At 59.0% G+C, this 14295-nt stretch carries 19 protein-coding genes; 3 read left to right on the plus strand and 16 right to left on the minus strand.

The features are described 5' to 3' along the window. Positions 1-371 precede the first annotated feature (371 nt). The 10 genes from B3F77_RS18820 to flgB all read right to left on the minus strand — a co-directional run bounded on the left by B3F77_RS18820 (position 372) and on the right by flgB (position 8239). Positions 372-713, minus strand: a complete 342-nt coding sequence (locus B3F77_RS18820; RefSeq protein ID WP_293606433.1) for a hypothetical protein — start codon at positions 711-713, stop codon at positions 372-374. 2 nt (positions 714-715) lie between these two features. Then, entirely contained in the window at positions 716-1723 is a 1008-nt protein-coding gene (gene flgJ / locus B3F77_RS18825; RefSeq protein ID WP_293606434.1) for a flagellar assembly peptidoglycan hydrolase FlgJ, read from the minus strand. Positions 1724-1731: 8 nt separating this feature from the next. Beyond that, the gene (locus B3F77_RS18830; RefSeq protein WP_414703049.1) at positions 1732-2907 is read right to left on the minus strand and encodes a flagellar basal body P-ring protein FlgI; all 1176 of its coding nucleotides are present in this window, start codon (positions 2905-2907) and stop codon (positions 1732-1734) included. Then, positions 2907-3602, minus strand: a complete 696-nt coding sequence (locus tag B3F77_RS18835; protein WP_293606435.1) for a flagellar basal body L-ring protein FlgH — start codon at positions 3600-3602, stop codon at positions 2907-2909. The genes B3F77_RS18830 and B3F77_RS18835 overlap by 1 nt, the downstream gene beginning before the upstream one ends. Continuing rightward, positions 3602-4384 (minus strand): flagellar basal-body rod protein FlgG, encoded by a 783-nt coding sequence (flgG, locus tag B3F77_RS18840; RefSeq protein WP_293606436.1) that lies wholly within the window; start codon positions 4382-4384, stop codon positions 3602-3604. Before flgG ends, B3F77_RS18835 begins: the two co-directional genes overlap by 1 nt. Positions 4385-4452: 68 nt before the next feature. Then, a complete protein-coding gene (locus B3F77_RS18845) occupies positions 4453-5196 on the minus strand; it encodes a flagellar basal body rod protein FlgF (protein ID WP_293606437.1) in 744 nt (247 codons plus the stop codon). Between the two features lie 67 nt (positions 5197-5263). After that, entirely contained in the window at positions 5264-6625 is a 1362-nt protein-coding gene (gene flgE / locus B3F77_RS18850; RefSeq protein ID WP_293606438.1) for a flagellar hook protein FlgE, read from the minus strand. Between the two features lie 68 nt (positions 6626-6693). Further along, a complete protein-coding gene (locus B3F77_RS18855) occupies positions 6694-7356 on the minus strand; it encodes a flagellar hook assembly protein FlgD (protein ID WP_293606439.1) in 663 nt (220 codons plus the stop codon). A gap of 41 nt (positions 7357-7397) precedes the next feature. Further along, positions 7398-7814, minus strand: a complete 417-nt coding sequence (gene flgC / locus B3F77_RS18860; RefSeq protein WP_293606440.1) for a flagellar basal body rod protein FlgC — start codon at positions 7812-7814, stop codon at positions 7398-7400. A gap of 20 nt (positions 7815-7834) precedes the next feature. After that, complete coding sequence (gene flgB, locus B3F77_RS18865; RefSeq protein ID WP_293606441.1) at positions 7835-8239, minus strand: flagellar basal body rod protein FlgB; 405 nt, start codon at positions 8237-8239, stop codon at positions 7835-7837. A gap of 216 nt (positions 8240-8455) precedes the next feature. Between flgB and flgA the strand changes: the two genes are divergently transcribed. The 3 genes from flgA to B3F77_RS18880 all read left to right on the plus strand — a co-directional run bounded on the left by flgA (position 8456) and on the right by B3F77_RS18880 (position 10028). Continuing rightward, positions 8456-9190, plus strand: coding sequence for a flagellar basal body P-ring formation chaperone FlgA (gene flgA / locus B3F77_RS18870; RefSeq protein WP_293606442.1), 735 nt, complete (start codon positions 8456-8458; stop codon positions 9188-9190). Positions 9191-9273: 83 nt separating this feature from the next. Beyond that, positions 9274-9573: a flagellar biosynthesis anti-sigma factor FlgM gene (gene flgM, locus B3F77_RS18875; RefSeq protein WP_293606443.1), complete on the plus strand. Its 300-nt coding sequence runs from the start codon at positions 9274-9276 to the stop codon at positions 9571-9573. Continuing rightward, positions 9570-10028, plus strand: a complete 459-nt coding sequence (locus B3F77_RS18880) for a flagella synthesis protein FlgN (RefSeq protein WP_293606444.1) — start codon at positions 9570-9572, stop codon at positions 10026-10028. The genes flgM and B3F77_RS18880 overlap by 4 nt, the downstream gene beginning before the upstream one ends. A gap of 32 nt (positions 10029-10060) precedes the next feature. On the opposite strand, the gene B3F77_RS18885 is transcribed toward B3F77_RS18880, so the two are convergent. From B3F77_RS18885 to B3F77_RS18910, 6 genes are all read right to left on the minus strand, one after another. Beyond that, on the minus strand, positions 10061-10846 hold the full coding sequence (locus B3F77_RS18885; RefSeq protein ID WP_293606445.1) for a flagellar brake protein: 786 nt from the start codon (positions 10844-10846) through the stop codon (positions 10061-10063). A gap of 10 nt (positions 10847-10856) precedes the next feature. Then, positions 10857-12287: a putative bifunctional diguanylate cyclase/phosphodiesterase gene (locus B3F77_RS18890; RefSeq protein ID WP_293606446.1), complete on the minus strand. Its 1431-nt coding sequence runs from the start codon at positions 12285-12287 to the stop codon at positions 10857-10859. Beyond that, complete coding sequence (locus tag B3F77_RS18895; RefSeq protein ID WP_293606447.1) at positions 12218-13339, minus strand: MASE3 domain-containing protein; 1122 nt, start codon at positions 13337-13339, stop codon at positions 12218-12220. The genes B3F77_RS18890 and B3F77_RS18895 overlap by 70 nt, the downstream gene beginning before the upstream one ends. A 248-nt stretch (positions 13340-13587) precedes the next feature. After that, positions 13588-13761: a Cache 3/Cache 2 fusion domain-containing protein gene (locus tag B3F77_RS18900; protein ID WP_293606451.1), complete on the minus strand. Its 174-nt coding sequence runs from the start codon at positions 13759-13761 to the stop codon at positions 13588-13590. Positions 13762-13764: 3 nt separating this feature from the next. Further along, entirely contained in the window at positions 13765-14055 is a 291-nt protein-coding gene (locus B3F77_RS18905) for a hypothetical protein (protein WP_293606448.1), read from the minus strand. Further along, positions 14052-14216 carry a hypothetical protein gene (locus B3F77_RS18910; protein ID WP_293606449.1) on the minus strand — a complete coding sequence of 55 codons (165 nt, stop codon included), beginning with the start codon at positions 14214-14216 and terminating at the stop codon, positions 14052-14054. The genes B3F77_RS18905 and B3F77_RS18910 overlap by 4 nt, the downstream gene beginning before the upstream one ends. Positions 14217-14295 lie beyond the last annotated feature (79 nt).

The following is a 14295-nucleotide window of genomic DNA, read 5'->3' on the forward strand; positions in this document are numbered from 1 at the left end:
TGTTGCGTGCATGCGCACTCCTTGAAACGATGGTGGTGACATGTCCAGCCAGGCACAGGCCCCCTACCGGGCCTGAAAAGCAATGCCGTTGACGGATGCCTACATCTGGTTATCGGCAAGATACGGAGAAACTTTAGGAAAATCCCCAGACCAACCGTCATTTAGTGATTTGTAAAATGTTTCCCTGCTTGCGTTGCGGCGCGGCAATGACCTGTTTGCCGCGGGGTGGTTGCATCGGCGCAAGGCGCGGCTTGAGGGCCGCCGTGTGCAGGGGCGGGGCACGTAATTCAGTGGGCTGTTATCGAGCTTGAACACGCTCACCACCTGCGACAGGCCGCTGGCCTGCTCCTGCAGCGAGCCGACTGCTATTTTTATTTATGTCTCACTGTTTTTGGTTGCCTGGCCCGCTGGGCAGGGGATCGTTGGCTGATTGCCAATGTCTTGGCCTGGAGCCAGTGAAGGGCCTCCTGGCGGTTTTCTTCGGCCATTGCTTGGACCATCAGACGGTCCAGGGACTGGATGTGCAACTCAAGCTCAGCGTCGGACACTTCCCGCGCTGGCATAGCACTTAGGAAACGAGAAAATACAAACGTAGCAGTTTTGTCATTGCGAGCGAAGCGCGGCAATCCATGCCCCGTTGGCTCCCAGTCATGGATCGCCACGGCCTGCGGCCTCGCGATGACGGGAATAAGGTATTTTTGCAATTTCTTCATCGCTAAATCATCTGCTTCATGATGCGAATCAGTTTTCCACCGTATTGCGGATCGGTCGCATAACCGGCGCGCTGCAGGCCATGCGCAGCTTCGGCCGGGTCCCGTGTCGCCAGTACGTTGACGTAACGCGGATTGGTGACCAGGAACCTGGCATGGTCGGAAAATGCTTCTTCATAAGAGCCGTAGGCGCGAAAGGTGGCCCGGGTTTTTTGCGCAACCCCGTTGACGTATTCGGTGGTATTGGCTTCAACCACCGGCCCCTTCCAGCTTTTGTCGGCCTTGATACCGAACAGGTTGTAGCTATTCCTGCCATCTTCTGCGCGAATTTCGCGTCGTCCCCAGCCCGACTCCAGCGCTGCCTGCGCCATGATCAGCTGCGCCGGGACGCCGCTTTCCTGGCTGGCGCGCTGCGCCGCGGGCAACAGGCGCAAAACGAATTGCTCAACTTGCGCTTGCGGCAAAACACTCCGGCTTAGCGTGGCCTGCGCAGTGGCCGCCTCATAGAACGAGAGGTCGGGTGATCGCGTCATTGACATGGCCGCATCGGGCGCCGTCTGCGGCACTGGCGCCACCTTCGGCGCCGGTGTGCCGGGCGCGCCCAGCCGCTTTTCTGCAGGCACGGCACCCGGTAGCGCGGCACCTGGCGCCAGCTGCGCGGCTTCGCCGCCCATCGTGCGGCTGAGCTGCGTAAACATGGCTTCAGCCAGTCCCAAGCCTCGTCCAGACAGGTTCTGCGCCAGTTGCTGATCCAGCATCGAGGTGTAGGTCTTCTCCTGCGAGCTGCTGAACATCCCGTCTGACGGCGTCGCGTCGCGCATGCTCTTGAGCACCATCTGCATGAACATCACCTCGAATTGCTTGGAGGCCTGCTTCATGCCCTCCTGCGGTGAAGTGCGGACCGTGCGCCGCAAGGCATCGACGCCTTGCACATCGAGCGACAAGCGCTGGTCGAGCACGCCCTCGCCAGAAGGATTCATGCTGTTGAGGTTGGAGAAGCTAGAACTGCTCATGGCCAACCTTAGATAATCTCGAGTTCGGCACGCAAGGCACCGACGGCTTTCATGGCCTGCAAAATCGACACCAGATCCTGCGGATTGGCCCCCAGGGTGTTGAGCCCCTTAATCACATCGGCCAGCGAGGCACTACCCCGCACGACTTGCAGTGCGCCCCCCCCCTGATTGACTGCGATCTGCGAACTCTGGGTCGCTACGGTGCTCCCACCTGCAAGCGGGTTGGGCTGGCTGATGACGGGGTTGCTATTGATCACTACCGATAAATTGCCGTGCGCCACTGCGCAATCATTAAGTCTGACGGCTTGATTCATCACGACCGAACCGGTACGCGCATTGATGACGACTTTGGCGACTGCCTGCGCCGGCGCAACGTCAACATTCTCGATGCGCGCCAGAAAAGCGACGCGCTCTTCTGGTCTGGCTGGTGCACTGACCTCGATCACCCTGGCGTCCAGCGCATGGGCGGTACCGGGACCAAAGTCGCGGTTGATCGCGTCGACCGCCTTTTGCGCGGTACCAAAATCACTGGTGTTCAATTCGAGCATCAAGGTGCCGTCGCCGCCGAGTGGGGAGTCCACCGCACGCTCCACGATGGCGCCAGCAGGTATCCGCCCGGAACTGAGCTGGTTGATCTGCACCTTGCTGCCATTGGCCGATGCCCCTGCCCCGCCAACCACCATGTTGCCCTGGGCCAGCGCATAGACCTGGCCATCAGAACCCTTCAATGGCGTCATGAGCAAGGTCCCGCCACGCAGGCTCTTGGCATTGCCCAGGGACGATACCGTGACGTCGATGGTCTGGCCCGGCCGCACAAATGGCGGCAAGGTGGCGGTCACCATCACGGCGGCGACATTTTTCAACTGCATGTTGACACCGGGCGGCATGGTAACCCCGAGCTGGCTCAGCATGTTGTTCAGGCTTTGCGTGGTGAAGGGGGTCTGCATGGTCTGGTCGCCACTGCCATCCAGGCCGACGATCAATCCATAACCGATCAGCGGGTTGTCACGCACGCCCTGAATGCTGGCGAGATCCTTCAGCCGTTCCGCTTGCGATGGCAGGGCAATGAAGGCAGCAAGAAGCAGGCACAGCCTCAAGCCGGACGTGACGCCCACCTGCATTTTTCTGCTGCGGCGCTTGAGCGAGGCAAGCGAGGTGAACGAGGTGGGTAGGGTTTGCATGATCAAAATGGCAACACGTTGAGGAAGATGCGCTGAAGCCAGCCCATGGTCTGCGCCTCGTCGATATAGCCCTTGGCGCTGTATTCAATCCGGGCATCTGCCACCTGGGTTGAAGGCACGGTGTTGTTCGCGCTGACCAGGCGTGGATTCACCACACCCGAGAAGCGGATGAACTCGGTACCCTGATTGATCAACATCTGCTTTTCTCCGCTGACCAGCAGATTGCCATTGGGAAGCACGTCCACGACCGTGACGGTGATCACGCCGTTGAACGTATTCATGGCATTGGCGCCGCCCTTGGCGCTCATGATGTTTTTGCCACTTGCACTGGTATCCTGCGTATTGGAGATCAAGCCGCCCAAAATTTGAGGAATCACGTCCAGCGCGGCATTGGCACTGCCGCTGCGGCTGGCATTGGCAGCCGAGCTCTTGCTGGCATTGACGTTTTCGCTGACCAGGATGGTCAGGATGTCACCCACATAACGCGGCCGCCGGTCTTCAAACAAAGCCTGTGCGCCGAAGCCTGTCCGGTAGATTGCCCCATTCACGGGCGCTGCCGGCCGTACCAACGTATCGGCTCGCGCCGTCATGGGCAGCTGCACCAGCGGCTCGCGCGGAATTTGCGCGCAGCCGCCCAGTAACAAGCTGGTGACCCATAGCGCCCACATGAGCCGAGCGCTCGCCAAAATTGTTGGCATCACAACTGCGCCAGGCGAGCCAGCATCTCGTCGGAAGTCTTAACCGCCTTGCTGTTGATTTCATACGAGCGTTGCGTCTGAATCATGTTCACCAGCTCTTCAACCACATTGACATTGGAGGACTCGACGTAGCCCTGGTTAAGAACGCCGGCGCCGTTCTGGCCTGGCGCGGTCTGGTTGGCGCCGCCGGAAGCATCGGTTTCCACATACAGGTTTTCACCATTGCTTTGCAAACCGGCCGGATTCAGAAATGTCGCCAGTTGTATCTGGCCGACTTGCACGCTGGCGGTGCTACCGGCTTGTATGACTGAAACCGTGCCATCACGGCCAATGGTCATGCTGGTGGCGTTTTGCGGCATCGTTATCGCCGGCTGCACTGGATAACCACTTGACGTCACCAGCTGACCGCTCGCATCAGACTGGAACGAGCCGTCGCGGGTGTAAGCCGCCGTGCCGTCCGGCATCAAGACCTGAAAGAAGCCGCCGCCATTGATTGCCACATCTTTCGGATTATCGGTTTTGGTTGGATTACCTTGGGTATGAATGCGCTCGGTGGCAACAACGCGCACGCCGGTCCCAATTTGCAGTCCCGACGGCATGCGGGTCTGATCAGAGGTTTGGCCACCGCTCTGGCGCAGGTTCTGGTACATCAAGTCTTCGAACACGGCGCGGCTGCGCTTGAAGCCCGTGGTGCCGACGTTGGCCAGGTTATTGGAAATGACGTCAAGCTGTGCTTGCTGTGCATCAAGACCTGTTTTGGCGATAGAAAGAGAACGAATCATGGGTATGTTCCTACGAAGTGGCGGGAGCCGGGTTCATGTCAAATCAAGATCAATCGATGACGACTCAATTAGCTGTTGGACAGCAGCTTGTTCGCCTGCTGATCGTTGCTTTCAGCGGTCTGCAGCGTCTTCATCTGCATCTCAAAGCGTCGCGCGTTGGCAATCATGTCGACCATCGCCTCCACTGGATTAACGTTGCTGCCCTCCAATGCTCCAATGGCCAACTTCACATTCGGGTCGGCCGGTGGGGCGGCCGCGCCGGTTTGCATCCGGAAAAGTCCATCGTCGCCACGCACAAGGTCAGCCGCCACCGGGTTGACCAGCTTCAGGCGTCCCACTTCGGCAGCACCGACCAGCGGGTCACCGGCGCCGAGCGCGGTCACCCGGCCATCACTGGCAATCACCAACGATGAACCGGGCGGCACCACCAGCGGACCGGCCTCGCCAGCGATGGGCCGGGAATCCATGGTCATCAACTGACCGTCGGCGCCGACCTGCAGATTGCCGACGCGGGTATAGGCTTCACTGCCATCGGGCATCTGTACTGTCAGCCAGCCATCGCCACGCACCGCGACATCCAGCGCGCGGCCGGTTTCCATCAGCGGTCCGGAGCGCATATTGGCGCCCGGCGTCGTGGCGACCACCATGGCGCGGGTGGGCGTTTCCTCCCCCACCACCGGGACGGCCCGGTAGTTGTTGATCTGGGCGCGAAAACCGGGCGTCGACACATTCGCCATGTTGTTGGCCACTGAAGCCTGCTGCTCCATCGCCTGCTTGGCGCCCGTCATGCCGACATAGATCATCCGGTCCATACTTCTCCCTTGATTTCCGTGGTTTTCTTGATGTGAGGGTCTGCTGCTTCAGCCAGCCATGCCGGTATCAACGCATGTTGATCAGCGTTTGCATGATCTGGTCTTGCGTCTTGACGGTCTGGGAGTTGGCCTGGTAGGTGCGCTGGGCAATGATCAGGTTCACCAGCTCGGAGGTCAGATCGACGTTGGAGCCCTCCAGCGCGCCCGAGGTCAAGGCCCCCAGCTTGGTGCCGCTGCCGGGTTTGCCGGTCAAGGGCTGGCCCGAGTCCGAAGTTGCAGCCCAGACGTTATCGCCCTTGGACTGCAAGCCGTTGGGGTTGATAAAGGAAGACAGTACGATCTGCCCCAGCGTTTTGGTCTGTTCGTTGGAGTACTTGCCGGTGACGATGCCGTCCTGGCCGACGGCATACGAGGTCAGAACACCGGAGGCGTAACCGGTCTGGGTCAGCTTGTTGACCGCATTGTCATTGCCGAACTGGGTGGTGCCGGTCAGGTTCATGTCGAACGCCATCGCTGTCGAGCCGTTGCCGAAATCAAGCCCAGCCAAGCCCACAGTAACTTTATAGGGCTGCCCGGTAGCCGGGTCGAATGGCAATACGCCATTCGAATCGAATGTCAGCGTAGTGGAAGTTGTTGGTGTTGGAGAGGCAACCGTAATAGAGAGGGGTGAGGCAGCTGTTGGTGGAGTCGTTGATGGAACTATTACTCCCTTAGCATCAAGCGCTTGGCCGTCCGCAGTAGCGTACACCTTCCAAGAATTAATGGCAGGAATGGCAGCGGTGGCAGGGGGGCCAGCGGTGGCAGCGGTAGCAGGGGTGCTAGCGTTACGGAAGAAGGTCACTAATTCATGCGAATTACCCAGCGAGTCGAAGACCGAGACCGCATTCGCGTAACTGTAGGTCTTTGAATCCTTGGCGTCGAACGCAGTAGCCGCAGGGATTGCCGTGCTGCGCGAATCGAGATTGAACTGCGCGGCAATGGCATCGGTCGGCTTCGGCGCCATGGCGGCGGTCGGAAATTGCAATGCTGTCGGGCTGCCGCCAGCGATGGTGCCCGTGGCAGTCACCGGAAAGCCGGTCAAGTTCAAGCCGGCGGCGTTGACCATGAAGCCGTTTTTGTCCACATTGAACTGGCCGTTGCGCGAATAGGCGATCTCACCGCTCGCACTGGCGAGCCGGAAAAAGCCGTCGCCATTGGTAATGGCCACATCCAGTGGCCGGGTGCTGCTCTGCACCGAACCTGCCGTGAAATTCTGTGCCACGCCGGCAACCTTGGTGCCCAGGCCGACCTGCGAGCCGGCGTAAACGTCGGCAAACTGCACGCTGCCGGACTTGAAGCCGATCGTCCCGGCGTTGGCAATGTTGTTGCCGATGACATCGAGATTGGCTGCGGAGGCGCTCAGAGCACTCACACCTTGTGCAAAACCCATGGTGTTTCCTTTTTGAAATTAATGTTGAATTGAAATAAAGACGTGAGGCGCCTGACGCCGATTCAGACTCAGAGAATCAGCCTGACGTCGCTGAGGCTGGCCTGGCGGCCGGCCCCCAGATCGAGTGAAACGCCGGTGCCGCTCTGCGCCACACTGGAGACTGCCGCGTAAGTGAGCGCAGTGGAAGCCACCTGAGCACCGGCGGCCGTTGAAACCACGTTGACGGTGTAGCTTCCATCCGCCACCGGCACGCCGCCGTCTGTTTTGCCGTCCCATGACAGCGTCTTGACGCCTGGCGCCAAAGCGCCCAGGTCGTAGCTTCGAACCGTATCGCCGGCTGCATTGGTGATGGCAACCTTCACAGAATCAGCGGCGGCAGGCATGTCAACGGCAAAAGGTGTAGCAGCAGCCCCTTGCTGCATGGTCAGCGCATTGCCCGGCACGAGCACGGTACGGCCAATCAAGCTGGCCGATTGCAACACCTGGCTGGACCCGCTTTGAGCCAGCAGCGACTGGAAGGCGGTATTGAGTTTTTCGATGCCGCTGACCGTGCTCATCTGCGCCAGCTGCGAGGTTAGCTGGGCATTGTCCAGCGGATTGAGTGGGTCCTGGTTGTTCAGTTGCGTGACCAGCAGCTTGAGGAAACGCTGCTCGCTGTCGGCACTGGAGCCGGTAGCCGTCGCGCCAAGCGCGCTGGTAGCGGTAGTCGGGGTGGTTGCAGTCAAAGCCATAAAATTTCTCCTGTGAATGGAATGTCGGGCTGTCGGTGGACTTACTGGCCAACCGTCAGGGTTTTCAGCATCATGGTCTTGGCGGTGTTGAGGACCTCGACGTTGGCCTGGTAGGAGCGGGAGGCCGAGATCATGTTGACCATCTCTTCGACCACATTGACGTTGGACATGGTGACGTAGCCTTCGGCGTTGGCGAGCGGATTCTTGGGGTCGTGCACCATGCGCAGGGGCGAGGGATCCTCGATGACGCGGGCGACCCGGACGCCGCCGATATCCTGCCCAGCTGAAGGCGCCATCTCGAACACCACCTGACGCGCGCGGTAGGGCTGGCCATCGGGGCCGGCGACACTGTCGGCGTTGGCCAGGTTGCTGGCGGTGACGTTCATGCGCTGGGATTGCGCCGTCATGGCGGAACCCGCAATGTCAAAAATACCGAGTGAATTATTGGAAAGCGGCATGCACTGACTCCACGTCGTTATTACTGGACCGCTGACAGCAGCGATTTGATTTTGGAACTCAGCACCGTCAGGTTCGCCTCATAACGCATGGCGTTGTCGGCAAAATTGACCCGCTCAACATCCATCTCTACCGTGTTGCCATCGATGCTTGACTGGGTAGGCGTGCGATACATCAGGTCCGCATCAGCGCCCGCCTGAGCTTCGCCCGCCAGATGCTGGGATGAAGTGGTCGCCATTGACAGGGATTGGGATTGCCTGCCGCGCTCTACCGCTTGCGTCAGCGTGCTGCTGAAATCGAAATCGCGCGCTTTAAAATTGGGCGTGTCGGCATGTGCGATATTGGCCGCCAGAACTTCCTGCCGCCGTGCCCGCAGGTTGAGCGCCTCCTGATGGAAGCGCAGGAATGAGTCCAACTTGTCGATCATTGCTTTTCCATCGTTTGAAGTCACTTGCCTGGTCGCCCAGACATCTTTGATTGAAAATAATTGTAGGCAGACCTTGCGCAGGCAATCACCTGAACAGATGGGGTTTCAAGGCCCAATTCAACCCTTCTCGCGCGGGTCTCAATCGGACGAACTGCATCTGGATTGCAGCGCAATTCAGCCGTTGCTATCGTCGCCCAACTCTCTAAAATCGTTTGCATGGCACAAACGACACCGTTATCCCTGATCAGACAACTTGCGCTAGCCTTGCCCATGGCACTGGCCACCCTGGCGGCAATGACAGCGCCAGCCCGCAGCGCGACGTCGCAGCCGGCGCCCTTGTCCGGCAGCGCACGCCCCGTGATTGAGCATTTTTTATTGAGTCAAACGGCCGGTCTGCCAGGCAAGGTGGGCATCACCGTCAATACGCCGATGTCGGGGGCTCTGCCGCCATGTGAAGCACTTGAACCGTTTTTGCCAAGCGGTGCACGTCTATGGGGGCGTGTATCGGTCGGGGTGCGATGCAACGCGAATCATCCCTGGACCCGCTATGTGCCGGCCTACATCGCGGTCGTGGGCACCTACTATGTCGCGGCACGCCCGATCAACGCGGGTCAAGCGCTGACGCTCGCTGATGCCACCGTGCACGAAGGTGATCTCACAACCCTGCCAGGCAGCGTCATTGTCGATCCGGCTCAACTGAATGGCGTCATCGCTTCGAACCAGATCGCTTCAGGTGCGCCGCTACGGCGGGAGTTGCTGCGTGCCGTTGCAGTGGTGCAGCAGGGGCAAACCGTCAAAGTGGTCACGCAGGGGGCAGGCTTTGTGGTCAGCACCGAGGGCAAAGCCATGACCAATGCCGCGGCCGGCGCGGTGGTTTGGGTCAAAATGCAGGGGGGCCAACTGCTTAGCGGTATCGTCCATCCAGACGGCACGGTGGAACGGCCAAACTGATTCTCCAATGATTTGTTTGGCGTATCCTAAAGTTTCGACTTGAACCGCCGTTATACCGGAGAGACACCTCTGAAGAAAACATCATGAAAATCAATCAAAACGTCACTTTTTTGAAACCTGCGGCAGACACATCCGCCCTGGTGTCTGCCAGGGGCAGCGTCAACGCCAATCGGTCGGCGGCGGAAATGCCTACCGTGGCGGGCCAAGCGCGGCCGCCCTCACCGACCCCGTTGCTGCCCTCCACCAACGGGGACTTTGACGCGGCCCGCGTCGCCAAGATTCGCGAGAACATCAGCGCCGGCCGCTACCAGGTCAATACCGCCAAAATTGCGGATGGCTTGCTTGCGACCGTGCGTGACCTGTTAAGCAAACAGGCGCCATGAGCAGCCTGCTACTCAATCACCTGACCCGGGAGCATGCCGCAATAGGGGCATTTCTCGAATTACTGGATCAGGAAGCCGACGCCATGACCCATGGCAACTTCGCCAACCTGTCGGAGCTTGCCGGGCGCAAGTCACAACTGGCCGATCAGATCGCGGCTTTTGATCGTCAACGTGAGATGGAACAGCTTGCCCTGGGCTATGCTGCTGATCGTAGCGGTGCCGATGCCGCCGCTGCTGCTGGCGGCGAAGCACTGCAAAACGCGTGGTTCGACTTACTGGAGCGTGCAGCGCAGGCCCATGCGTGCAATCACCGCAATGGCGTGATGATTCACACGCATCTGGACTTCACCCGGCAGTCCATTAGTTTTCTGCAAGCGAGCGGCCAACCGCTGTATGGACCGGATGGAACTCATAAAACAGGCAAAGGCAGCGGTAACCGTCTCGCCCTCGGTTGAATCATCACGTCATTGGACCAAATCCGGATTGGTTAGTTGCTGCGCCCTCTGCGCGCCAGTTCGAGATAGGTAATCATCCGCTGCAAATCCGCCTCTTTCGATTTCGGAAAACGCTCAAAACGGCAACCAAAATGGTAGATCGGATCGTTGTGACCCCGGATATTGTGCAGATAAGTGATCTTTAGATCCGTCTCCAACTTGCCCATCTTGCGGCAATCCAGCACGGCCTTGCTCAACTCGGTACCAATCAGCAGCGCGCCCAGGGTCGGGTCCTTTGAGCGCAGCCCCACGCCATTGAACGACAGATCGTAAATATCAAAGGCGACCTGGCCCCTGTCAGGCAGACTCGCCGTGCAGCGGTAGATGTCCATGAGCGGCGTGCCGACCCGGAAAAACTCACGCCGCTGCATCCGGTACAAGCTCGCCGGCAGCGGTGCGCGAAATGCAAACGCACCTTCGAACTCATGCGGTTCCGGTCGACCGCTAACGAACTGGACGCGGACACCGTCTTGCGTGGCCGAGAAATAGTTCTCATCCGATTCCAGCAAGCTTCGGTTGTAAATCTGCTCGGAACTGCCATCGTAAATAAAAAAACCCGCATTCTGATCCACATCCAGAATGCGGGTAACGATACGATGCGGACGATTGCTGCATTCCACGGTAAGAAAATCCTTACGCTTCATCAATTGTCGCAACACGTTGCCGATCTCCTTCGGATGCGTGATACGAAAATCTTCTAGCGGGGCAAGCGCGTCGCTCACCGGCAGTTGCTCAGCTGTTTCAAAAACAGTGTGCTGTGGTGAATTTTTTGCATCCATTATTTATATTCTATTGCGCGAGTTCAAATTCGAAGTCCAACTCTGATAGACAGGTTTGGTTGGCGAGATGTTGTTCTGTCAGGTCACCCGGCTCCATCGCTTTGGCAAACAGCCAGCCCTGATAAGTCTCGCAACCATATTGGCGCAAAAAGGCCAGTTGAGCATCGGTTTCCACGCCCTCGGCCACCAGCGTCAGCCCCAAGCTGTGAGCCAAGGCAATGATCGCTCGAGAAATAGCCACGTCATTGGCATCGTGGGGAATTCCTTTCATGAAACTTTGGTCAATTTTGAGCTTGCTCACAGGCAAGGCCTTGAGATAGGCGAGCGACGAATAGCCTGTACCAAAATCATCTAATGCCACGCTGCAGCCCAGCGCCACCAGGGCATTGAGCTGTTCGCGCGCCTGCTCGGGCTGCGTCATGGCCACCGACTCAGTGATTTCAATGCCCAGCCATTGGGCCTGCGCGCCGGTGCGCTCCAGTGCTGCGCGCACCTTCTCGGGCAGATTGCGCTGGCGAAATTGCTGAGCCGAAAAATTGACAGCCACACGCAGGGGCGTACCTGCCTGCGCCCAGGCGGCAATTTGCTCGCACGCCGTCTCCAGCACCCAGTCCGACAAAGGCAAAATCAAGCCCGTGGCCTCAGCGATCGGAATAATCCGCGACGGAGAGACATCGCCCAGCACCGGGTCGTGCCAGCGCAGCAAGGCCTCAGCCCCCACTACCGCGCCACTTTCCACGTCCACCTGCGGCTGATAATGCAGCTTCAAAATTCCTTGGGCAATGGCTTCTTTCAACCGTGTGTGCAGTTGCATGTCTTCATGCACGCGCCGATCCATTTCCTGCGAATAGCAGGCATAAGCACCGCGCCCGGCCTGTTTGGCCTGGTACATGGCCAGGTCGGCGTAGCGCAGCAGGGTGTCACTGTCCTGCGCATCGTCCGGGTAAAAAGCCAGACCCAGACTACCCCCTGAATACACGTCCTGGTCTTGCAGGCGGTACGAGGCCTGCAGCGACGTCAAGAGCTTGGTGGCCACACTCACCGCTTCATCCACATCAGCCAGATCGGTGAGCAGAACCGCGAACTCATCGCCGCCCAGGCGCGCCAGTGTGTCGTTTTCGCGCAAGATGCTGCGCATACGGGTGCCTACCTGCACCAGCAAGGCGTCTCCCGTGGCGTGTCCAAAACTGTCGTTCACTGTTTTGAAATAGTCCAAATCAAGAAACAGAACAGCCACGCGCAGACCTGAGCGCCCGGCACGCACCACGGCTTGGTCCAGTTGCAGGTGAAACAACCAGCGATTAGGCAGGCCGGTGAGTTCATCGTGGGTGGCCTGGTGCCGCAGCGACTCTTCAAACTTCTTGCGCCCGGTCAGGTCACGGATGTAGGCAATGGCGTGGCGCGCGCCCTCGTCTTCCCAGTTACCCAGCGAGATGTCCACGGGACAGCATCCGGCCATCGCGACGCAGCAGCTTCAAATCCATCAAACCCATGGCGCGGGGATGCGGTGCGATGAAATAACCCCCGCATCGACTGCGCGTGGCGAGCGTGCAGATACGGAGGCAAAAATAGGTCGACATTCTGGCCGACCAGTTCATGCGCCGGATAGCCAGACAATTTTTCCATGACTGGGTTTGCCATCAAAATGCGCCCAGTGTCATCAACCCACAAAACGCCATCGGGCGCAGCATTCAGCGTCTCTCTCTCGCGCATGGACTGCACCTCCAGACGCTCCAGGGGCCGACGCAGGGCCTCGTTAAAGGTGGCATGGAACAAATACAGATAGGCCGCCACCTTGTAAACATGCCCAAGCACATTGGCTGCATCTTTCGCGACAACACCCAGCATCATGACAAACAGTTCTGAGACAGCCGACAAGGCCACTGCAAAGCCAAGGGCCATGACACACTCGTGAACCAGTTCCTTGCGGCGACGCGCTAGCACCGCGATCGTCACGAGGTTCACGGCGACGATCAGCCATTCCAGGCCGATCTTCAGGGGCGTCAGGCCCTGCCCTTCGATAAATAGCGCAGGCACGCGGTCTGGCCAGAGCAGCCCGATATACCCAAGTACGCCGACCACCGCCAACATCATAGCCAGGGTGAGCCGCTTTTTCAGCTGGCTGATGTCCGGCCCACTCGGCAGCAAGGCATACACCAGCAATGCAGTTGCTGCCAGCATGCGCGCAGCCAGCCAGAAGAAAATGGATTTGTGGGGGGTGTTGGCGGTCATGACATCCGGCATGCCGGCATAGCTTATGGCGTGCAGAAAATCGAGCAGCCCCACGCCTAAAAATGCCACCCCCAGCAGCACCACAGCCCCTTTGCGTGCCGAAAAAATGGCACGGTATCCGGTGACAAATACCAGCATCGCCACCACCACCGCGAACAATTCCACAACGCTGTGCCAAAACACGAAGCTCTTCGGCTCGATCACGATCTGCCAGGTTGGGTGTGAAAGCCACCACAGCAGGGGTATGGCCAGTGCCAGCAAGGTCCAGCCAGCGGCGCTTTGATAGGGGTGCGTATGTTTGTGCTGCATGGTTGCGAATCCAATGTTCTTGATGCCCCGCCGGAGAGGACGACAGTGTCACCGGGGTTTGACTTTCCCTATCTTTCAGTTTGCCAAACCAAGAACACCTTCACGGCGCCCACCAGGCGTTGCGCCCGCTCACTCATGCTGGTTGCTGCGGCGCTGCTCTGCTAGACCATGGCGGAATTTTGCTGTGTCATCTGCTCGCGTCATGTGTCTAGCAGCGTTCCCATGGCACGCTCGCCATTTTCCTTTTTTACCGAGGTTGTAATTCGCCGGAAATCCTCGCCCTGAGCCACAAAAACCGTCGCATTGCCTCCGGGGAAATCACGGGAAAAGCTATCGACCTCGGTTGCGCTGTCATTAAAGCTGGCCTCCGTTATTGGTCAAAGTCCCGCAGCTTCATCGACGAGGGACAGCGTCGTTCCAAACTGCTTGCGAAAACCGCCGAATGCATTTTCAGCGGTCAGCCGCATCGTCTGGTCGAAGATGTCGACCGACTGCGCAATAGCGGAGGCTTGGGCGTACCGGGCCGCGCTGCGTTGCGGGTGTGGATACGCGAGCGCGTAAAAAACACCGAGAATGGTCAACGTTCCGACCAGGATGGCTACGGAGCCGGTGACGGCCAGAATATGCGTCAGCGACTTGAACGACTGGGATGGCGCGTGATCATTCATGCGTAGCTCCAGGCAATAGCTATCCAGGCAGCCAGCAGGGATACCGCGCGATGCGGCAATGTCGCCTGGCTGGCGGCCTGGGCTGGCGCCTTGGCGGCGGAAGCGCCGGGGGGCATCACCGCGGCGGCGGCTGGGTTGGGTTTACTTGTTGTTGCGTGCATGTGTATTCCTTTTATTTTTGGGGTTCTTAGAACGTTTCCTTGTAGGTTGGGTTAGCCCCCCAGGGGCGTAACCCAACAT

It is taken from the genome of Polaromonas sp. UBA4122 (assembly GCA_002381615.1).
Lineage (GTDB): Bacteria > Pseudomonadota > Gammaproteobacteria > Burkholderiales > Burkholderiaceae_C > Polaromonas.

What these genes read in the sequence shown, in the direction of transcription:
- B3F77_RS18820 (WP_293606433.1), bottom strand. Translation starts at nt 713, where the DNA reads ATGAAGAAATTGCAAAAATACCTTATTCCCGTCATCGCGAGGCCGCAG.
- flgJ (WP_293606434.1), bottom strand. Translation starts at nt 1,723, where the DNA reads ATGAGCAGTTCTAGCTTCTCCAACCTCAACAGCATGAATCCTTCTGGC.
- B3F77_RS18835 (WP_293606435.1), bottom strand. Translation starts at nt 3,602, where the DNA reads ATGCCAACAATTTTGGCGAGCGCTCGGCTCATGTGGGCGCTATGGGTC.
- flgG (WP_293606436.1), bottom strand. Translation starts at nt 4,384, where the DNA reads ATGATTCGTTCTCTTTCTATCGCCAAAACAGGTCTTGATGCACAGCAA.
- B3F77_RS18845 (WP_293606437.1), bottom strand. Translation starts at nt 5,196, where the DNA reads ATGGACCGGATGATCTATGTCGGCATGACGGGCGCCAAGCAGGCGATG.
- flgE (WP_293606438.1), bottom strand. Translation starts at nt 6,625, where the DNA reads ATGGGTTTTGCACAAGGTGTGAGTGCTCTGAGCGCCTCCGCAGCCAAT.
- B3F77_RS18855 (WP_293606439.1), bottom strand. Translation starts at nt 7,356, where the DNA reads ATGGCTTTGACTGCAACCACCCCGACTACCGCTACCAGCGCGCTTGGC.
- flgC (WP_293606440.1), bottom strand. Translation starts at nt 7,814, where the DNA reads ATGCCGCTTTCCAATAATTCACTCGGTATTTTTGACATTGCGGGTTCC.
- flgB (WP_293606441.1), bottom strand. Translation starts at nt 8,239, where the DNA reads ATGATCGACAAGTTGGACTCATTCCTGCGCTTCCATCAGGAGGCGCTC.
- flgA (WP_293606442.1), top strand. Translation starts at nt 8,456, where the DNA reads ATGGCACAAACGACACCGTTATCCCTGATCAGACAACTTGCGCTAGCC.
- flgM (WP_293606443.1), top strand. Translation starts at nt 9,274, where the DNA reads ATGAAAATCAATCAAAACGTCACTTTTTTGAAACCTGCGGCAGACACA.
- B3F77_RS18880 (WP_293606444.1), top strand. Translation starts at nt 9,570, where the DNA reads ATGAGCAGCCTGCTACTCAATCACCTGACCCGGGAGCATGCCGCAATA.
- B3F77_RS18885 (WP_293606445.1), bottom strand. Translation starts at nt 10,846, where the DNA reads ATGGATGCAAAAAATTCACCACAGCACACTGTTTTTGAAACAGCTGAG.
- B3F77_RS18905 (WP_293606448.1), bottom strand. Translation starts at nt 14,055, where the DNA reads ATGAATGATCACGCGCCATCCCAGTCGTTCAAGTCGCTGACGCATATT.
- B3F77_RS18910 (WP_293606449.1), bottom strand. Translation starts at nt 14,216, where the DNA reads ATGCACGCAACAACAAGTAAACCCAACCCAGCCGCCGCCGCGGTGATG.